This window comes from Lacrimispora sp. 38-1 (assembly GCF_049890855.1).
In the GTDB taxonomy this organism is placed as follows: Bacteria; Bacillota; Clostridia; order Lachnospirales; family Lachnospiraceae; genus Lacrimispora.
The window spans coordinates 23,118-29,789 of the sequence record NZ_JBANEW010000057.1 but is presented as its reverse complement, the minus strand read 5'-3'; the positions used below and the strand labels follow the sequence as shown (position 1 = coordinate 29,789).

The following is a 6,672-nucleotide window of genomic DNA, read 5'->3' as shown; positions in this document are numbered from 1 at the left end:
CTTTTTTTATTCGATTACAAAACAGGCGGCGTGCTCTGTTTCATAATATTCTGTAAGAATATCCAAAAAAGCTTTGGCATATTTGGGCAAATACCGGTTTTTCTGATATGCAGCGATCAGTGTATTATCGTTTCTCGTTTTTCCCACGGAAAGGCAGACAGAGGAGGAAGGCTCTCTGTTTCTCAAATAGTGATAATAACTTTCCGGAGCGAATGCGGCGCCAAGGCCCTCCATGGCCAGGCGGATCGACATCTCACTGTTGCGGGTATGAAGAAGGATTCTTGGTTCCATCTCATATTCTTCAAAGAGCCTTAACGCGATTCCCCCCGTGTTCTGATCGGGATAAAGAAGAATAAAGGATTCCTCAGCCAGAAGGCTTAAATCAATCCACGGATATTGAAAGCCTTCTTTTTTAACTGCTTTTTCTGACAGAGGATTGTCTGCGGATAACACAAGAACCATTTCCTCTTTTCCGATAATCTGATAATCTAAGTCAGTTGGAAATTCATGTACATTATAAAAGGTTAAGTCAACCGTGTGATCTGTTAAAGTATGCTCAGCCACAAAATTCACTTCCTCCATCATATTGACGGTGACGTGAGGGTAGAGCCTGTGGAATTTCATCAGAGTGGGTCCGATCAGGCTGTTACCAAGCATGATGGGAAGGGCGATGTTTAGACGGCCGTGGTTATGGTGCATAATATCATCGAATTCAATATTCCATTCCATACCGTATTCCACAATCTTTTCCGCATAATGAATGTAACGCTCTCCGATATAAGTGGGAAAATAGCCGCTTCCCACCCGGTCAAATAAACGGGTTCCAAGCTGCTGCTCTATATTCTTTAAATATTTGCTTAAGGACGGCTGAGAAATAAAAAGTGTTTCTGCAGCTTTGCTGATGCTTTTATTTCTGGAAATGGCCAGAATGTATCGGGCTTCTTTTAAATCCATGGCTGATCTCTCCTTTTTATCCGGTGAATATAGCTTTACTGCATAGAAAATATAGATTATATGTATTTGACGTACAGTATATCATAAATTATAATAAATGTATAGATATAAATTAATTTTACTTATAAATAGTTATAAGAATTAGCGACTATTGAATGGAAGAAAGCATGGAGAGGTTAAAATGAAGAAACGCAGTGCATTTGTAATGATAATTCCCGGGCTGGTGATTCTGGCAGTATGTCTGTTCCTTCCGCTTTTGAGAGTATTAATTCCCTCCCTTCATACAGGAGAATATCCCTTAAGCGCATATGTAACATTTTTCCAGGATGAATATTACCGAAAGATCTTTGTAAGAACTGTAAAGGTTGCATGTTTAACCACCGTGTTTTGCATGGTGCTTGGAGTTCCTACCGCATATTTTATCAGCCGGTGCAGTAAAAAATGGAGAGGAATACTGCTTTCTGTTTCCATTTTCCCCATGATGACCAATTCTGTAATCCGAAGCTTTGCATGGATTAATATATTAGGAAGCAACGGGCTGATCAATCGACTGCTTATTACAGCTGGAATTGTGGAAAAACCGCTTAAACTGCTTTATACAGACTTTGCCATTATCATCGGATCGGTTTACTTATTTCTTCCTCTTATGATTGTGACGGTAGCAGGTGTTATGGAAAATATCGGTGATGATATGATGGAGGCAGCTCTAAGTCTTGGTGCAGACCGGATCCGTGCTTTTATGAAGGTTATTTTCCCCATGAGTCTGCCGGGAATCATTGTGGGAGGGATTTTAGTATTTACCGGAACCCTCACTGCTTATACCACTCCCCAGTTATTAGGCGGAAATAAAAACATGGTTCTTTCCACCTTTATTTACCAAAGAGCCATGAGCGTGGGCGACTGGGATGGAGCAGCTGTTATTTCCCTGATCATGATTGTTGTAACACTTGCTGTAATCAAAGGATTTAATTCACTGGCAGCGAGACTTGACAAAAGAGGAGGAGACCATGCGTAAAAATAAAATGCTGACTGTTTTTGCTGTTCTCGTATTTGGCTTTTTAATTTTGCCTCTGATTATCATTACAGTTACCGCTTTTGGCAAAGGCAGTGCCATAACCTTTCCCATTGATTCTTTCTCTGTTAAATGGTTTGTAAAGGTATTTACCATAAAATCTTTCCGTATTTCATTTTTAACAAGTCTTGAGATTGCCATGCTGGCTACGGTTATCGCCCTTTTAGTGGGAATACCGGCAGCCTATGCTCTGGCAAGATCTGGTTTAAAAGGAAAGGGGCTGATAAAATCCGTATTTCTTTCTCCAACCATTGTTCCTGGAATCGTTATCGGATTTGTACTCTATCAGTTCCTGGTGCTGGCTTTAAGAGTACCGGTGTTTATGGGATTGTTAGCAGGGCATTTCATGGTAACGCTGCCCTATGTGATCCGGGTGGTTGGATCAAGCCTTGAGCAGTTTGATTTTTCCACAGAGGAAGCAGCGTGGAGTCTTGGGTGCGGAAAGGTCCGTGCATTTTTCCGGGTTGTGCTTCCCAATATTACCTCAGGAATCTCTGCTGCGTTTATGCTGGCTTTTATCAATTCCTTTAATAACATACCGGTATCCATGTTTCTTTCCGGGCCCGGAGTATCCACCTTTCCGGCAACTTTGATGAATTATATTGAATATAATTATGACCCTACGGTGTCGGCAGTATCCGTATTGTTGATGGCGGTTACAGTTCTTATGATGGTAATTGTTGATAAAACACTGGGAATAGCCGCCCTGGCGAAATAGGAGGAATGAGATATGGCTTATATGACACTGAAGGATATTGATGTCCGTTATGATAAGAAGAAACAGGTGTTAAAAGGTTTAAATCTGGAAATAAAGGAAGGGGAGCTGGTGTCTTTATTAGGCCCAAGCGGGTGCGGAAAAACCACCACTCTTCGAGTTGTAGCCGGATTTATAGAGCCTGAAAGCGGAGTGTTTTCCCTTGATGGGGAAGACTTAACGAAGGTTCCGGTCCATAAAAGAAATTTTGGTATTGTGTTCCAGAGCTATGCATTGTTTCCTCATTTGAATGTTTATGATAACGTTGCCTTTGGTTTGAAAATGAGAAAACTTGATAAAGTCCAGATTGACCAGAAAGTTAAAAATATTTTAGAGATTTGCGGCCTTTCAGAGTTTGAAAAACGTTTCCCCCAGCAGATGTCAGGCGGACAGAGACAGAGAGTCGCTCTTGCCAGAGCCCTTGTCATCGAGCCAAAGCTTTTGCTGCTTGACGAGCCCCTCAGCAATTTGGATGCTAAGCTTCGGATCAACATGCGTATGGAGATCAAGCGCATTCAGAAAAAGCTTGGAATTACCACGTTGTTTGTCACCCATGACCAGGAAGAATGTTTCTCCATTTCTGATAAGGTAGCGGTTATGAATCAGGGAGTGATTGAGCAGTTTGATACACCGGAAAACATTTATCAGAGACCGGAAACGGAATTTGTCGCCAGATTTATCGGCTTTGAAAATTTCCTCACATTAAATAAAGAAGGAAATGTATATAAAACCCAGGCTGGTACAGTATTTACAGTAGAGTCTGTAAAAAGTGGTGATTTACTGGCAGGAACGATCCGACCAGAGGATATCCGGATTGCAGGAGAGACGCAAGATCATAATGTTCTTTCAGGAACCGTAGGCGTACGGACATTTTTAGGGAAAAGCTATCAGTATGAAGTGCTGACAGAGGAAGGCAAATTTCTGGTAAGCAGACCTGCAGAAGAGGTTTATGAAGAGGGCAGTACGATCCGCCTGTATCTTCCTGAATCAAAGCTCATTCTTGTTAATAGGTAACAACGGCTTAAAAGCCGGCAAATGATAAAAAGAGAGGACTATAATTATGAAAAAAGTATTGGCATTATCTTTATGTGCAGCCATTGCGCTGTCAGGCTGCGGCACAGCTAAGAGTGCAGGAGACAGCACTACCGCAGAAAAGAGCTCTGCTACAGAAACCAGCACTACCGCAGAAAAAACCGCAGCTGGTGGAGAAAAGAAACTGGTATTATCTACTTATGGTTTAAGCGAAGATATTTCGGAAGAAGAAGTATACAAACCATTTGAAGACCAGTTTGGCTGTAAAATTGTAACAGAGACAGGAAGCACTAACGAGCGTTACACAAAACTGTCTGCTGATTCCCAGAGCACCATCGACGTAATTGAATTATCCCAGGCCATGACTGCCAAGGGAATAGAAGAAGGACTGTTTGAAACTTTGGATTTATCTAAGATTGAAAACAGCAAGAACTTAATCGGAACAGCAAAAACCATGGCAGATGCCGGACAGGGTGTTGCCTATACCATTAACAGCATTGGCATTATGTATGATCCAAAAGCAGTTGGATTTGAAATTAACAGCTTTGATGATCTCTGGAAAGTAGAATTAGAAGGAAGTGTGGCAATACCGGATATCACAACGACCTTTGGCCCGGCTATGGTTTACATGGCAAGCAATCATGCAGGCGTTGATGTAACCACAGACAAGGGAGAGGCTGCTTTTAAAGCACTGGAAGAATTAAAACCAAATCTGGTTAAGACCTATGCAAAATCTTCTGATTTAATCAATATGTTTACCTCTGGTGAGATCAAGGCAGCGATTGTAGGAGATTTCGGTGTTCCGACCATCAAACAGGCGAATCCAGATCTGGTGTATGTAACTCCTGATGTGACTTATGCAAACTTTAACACCATCAGCATTACCAAAAACTGCAAGGACAAAGAACTGGCTTATGCCTATATCAATTACCGCTTAAGCAAGGAGCTTCAGGATAAGACAAGCAAGGCATTAAATGAAGCACCAACCAACAACCAGGTAGAAGTTGCAGAAGAAAATGCAAAAAATATGACATACGGAAAAACTGCAGAAAATGCAAAGGTTCTTGATTATTCCTTTGTGAATCCGCTTTTAAGTGACTGGATTGACCAGTGGAACCGTATTATTAACAGCTAAGGAAAGAGAATATGAAGGTTGACTTACTTGTTCAGAATGGATGGGTCTACCGGACATACAGGCAGTGTTTTGAAAAGGCGGACATTGCAGTAGTGGGGGAAAAGTTTTACGACGTTTCCCCTGCTTCCTGTTATGAGGCGGACCTGGTGGTAGATGCAAAGGAAAAATATATCATACCCGGACTGATTGATATTCATATGCATATGGAAAGTTCCATGATCGGACCGGCGGAATTTTCCAGGGCAGTTCTTCCCTGGGGTGTCACTACGGTTGTTGCAGATCCCCATGAGATAGCCAATGTATTTGGGATTGCAGGTATAAACCGGTTCATGGAAGAAAAAACAGATCTGGATATTTTTTATGCCATTCCTTCCAGTGTACCGGCAGCCGGTCCGGATTATGAGACGTCCGGCGGTGTGATGGGTGAGGAAGAGGTCCTTAAGCTGCTGGAAGACGGCAGGGTCATCTGCCTGGGAGAAGTGATGAATCACCGGGATTTAATTTCCCCGGAGGATACAAAAATAAAGCGGATGATTGAACTTTGCCAGACAGCCAGCCGGGATATAAAGATCGAGGGACACTGCCCATCCCTTACGGGTAGGGATCTGGCAGCTTTTATCAGAGCCGGAGTGGACGCAGATCATACACAGCAGACTCCGGAATCTGTTCTGGAAAAAACGGATCTGGGGATGTTTCTGGAACTTCAGGAGAAATCCCTGACTCATGATGTTGTGACGACTGTTGTATCTCATATGCTTTACGAGAATGTGGCACTTGTGACTGACGATGTCATGCCGGATCATCTGGTGACCGGACACTTAAACCGGATTCTTCGTCTGGCAGTGGAACAGGGAATGCCGGCAGAAAAGGCTGTTTACTGCGGTACTCTTACACCGGCCAGAAGGATGGGATTACATGACAGAGGGATGATAGCACCTGGAAAGCTGGCTGATTTTGTCATTTTAGAGGATCTGGTTCACTTTAATCCCCTGGCAGTTTATAAAAGCGGGGTTCTGTATGAGACATCATCAAAAGAAGAAAAAACAAAATATCCCGATGAGTTTTACCAGTCTGTGAAGTGCCGCCTTGCGCTGGAATCTGACTTTAAACTTAACCGTTGTAAGGTGAAAGACGGTGAGGCAGTTGTTTCCGTGATGCAGGTACAGGAGTCTGGCACCAGAATCCGGCATGTAAAACGCCGGATAGCAGTTAAGGATCATTGTCTTTGCTGGCAGGAAGCAGGGTTATGTCTTGCTGTGGTATACGAAAGATATGGGAAAAACGGCAATGTTTCCTACGGTCTGGTGGAAAATGGATTGATACTGCCCGGTGCAGCAGCAACTACATGGAGTCATGACAGCCACAACCTTCTGGTTCTTGGAAATTCGCCAAAGGATATGCTTCTTGCACAGAACCGTGTGGTTCACATGCAGGGAGGTTATGTAACAGCCAGAGAGGGAGCCGTAACCGCTTTCGTAAGCCTTCCGGTAGGCGGAATTCTATCCGACGAGGGACTTTATAAGCTTTCTGAAAGCCTGGGTGAGGTTCGCCGGGAGATTGAAAACATGGGCTATAAAAACAGCAATGTGATCATGTCCATTTCAACCCTGACTCTTTTGGTTTCTCCGGAGCTGAAACTCAGTGACAAGGGATTGTTTGATACGAAAGACAGGCAGGGAGTTCCCCTGGTGGATAAATACGAGTGTGAAAAAGGAAAAGGTTGAT

At 43.0% G+C, this 6,672-nt stretch carries 6 protein-coding genes; 5 read left to right on the top strand and 1 reads right to left on the bottom strand.

What is annotated here, in order from left to right; genetic code table 11:
* Positions 1–6 precede the first annotated feature (6 nt).
* Complete coding sequence (locus V7D18_RS15580; protein ID WP_426155434.1) at positions 7–954, bottom strand: LysR family transcriptional regulator; 948 nt, start codon at positions 952–954, stop codon at positions 7–9.
* 181 nt (positions 955–1,135) lie between these two features.
* On the opposite strand from V7D18_RS15580, the gene V7D18_RS15575 reads away from it, so the two are divergent.
* From V7D18_RS15575 to V7D18_RS15555, 5 genes are read left to right on the top strand one after another with little or no spacing between them, the layout of a single operon-like run.
* Complete coding sequence (locus V7D18_RS15575; RefSeq protein WP_426155433.1) at positions 1,136–1,969, top strand: ABC transporter permease; 834 nt, start codon at positions 1,136–1,138, stop codon at positions 1,967–1,969.
* Positions 1,962–2,744, top strand: a complete 783-nt coding sequence (locus tag V7D18_RS15570) for an ABC transporter permease (RefSeq protein ID WP_426155431.1) — start codon at positions 1,962–1,964, stop codon at positions 2,742–2,744. Before V7D18_RS15575 ends, V7D18_RS15570 begins: the two co-directional genes overlap by 8 nt.
* Positions 2,745–2,756: 12 nt before the next feature.
* Entirely contained in the window at positions 2,757–3,794 is a 1,038-nt protein-coding gene (locus V7D18_RS15565) for an ABC transporter ATP-binding protein (protein ID WP_426155429.1), read from the top strand.
* Between the two features lie 46 nt (positions 3,795–3,840).
* Positions 3,841–4,947 (top strand): ABC transporter substrate-binding protein, encoded by a 1,107-nt coding sequence (locus tag V7D18_RS15560; RefSeq protein ID WP_426155427.1) that lies wholly within the window; start codon positions 3,841–3,843, stop codon positions 4,945–4,947.
* 11 nt (positions 4,948–4,958) lie between these two features.
* The gene (locus V7D18_RS15555; RefSeq protein ID WP_426155425.1) at positions 4,959–6,671 is read left to right on the top strand and encodes an adenine deaminase C-terminal domain-containing protein; all 1,713 of its coding nucleotides are present in this window, start codon (positions 4,959–4,961) and stop codon (positions 6,669–6,671) included.
* Position 6,672: the final 1 nt, after the last annotated feature.

Bases quoted from the DNA above. Each gene is read 5' to 3' on its own strand.
- V7D18_RS15580 (WP_426155434.1), bottom strand. From the start codon at position 954: ATGGATTTAAAAGAAGCCCGATACATTCTGGCCATTTCCAGAAATAAA.
- V7D18_RS15575 (WP_426155433.1), top strand. From the start codon at position 1,136: ATGAAGAAACGCAGTGCATTTGTAATGATAATTCCCGGGCTGGTGATT.
- V7D18_RS15570 (WP_426155431.1), top strand. From the start codon at position 1,962: ATGCGTAAAAATAAAATGCTGACTGTTTTTGCTGTTCTCGTATTTGGC.
- V7D18_RS15565 (WP_426155429.1), top strand. From the start codon at position 2,757: ATGGCTTATATGACACTGAAGGATATTGATGTCCGTTATGATAAGAAG.
- V7D18_RS15560 (WP_426155427.1), top strand. From the start codon at position 3,841: ATGAAAAAAGTATTGGCATTATCTTTATGTGCAGCCATTGCGCTGTCA.
- V7D18_RS15555 (WP_426155425.1), top strand. From the start codon at position 4,959: ATGAAGGTTGACTTACTTGTTCAGAATGGATGGGTCTACCGGACATAC.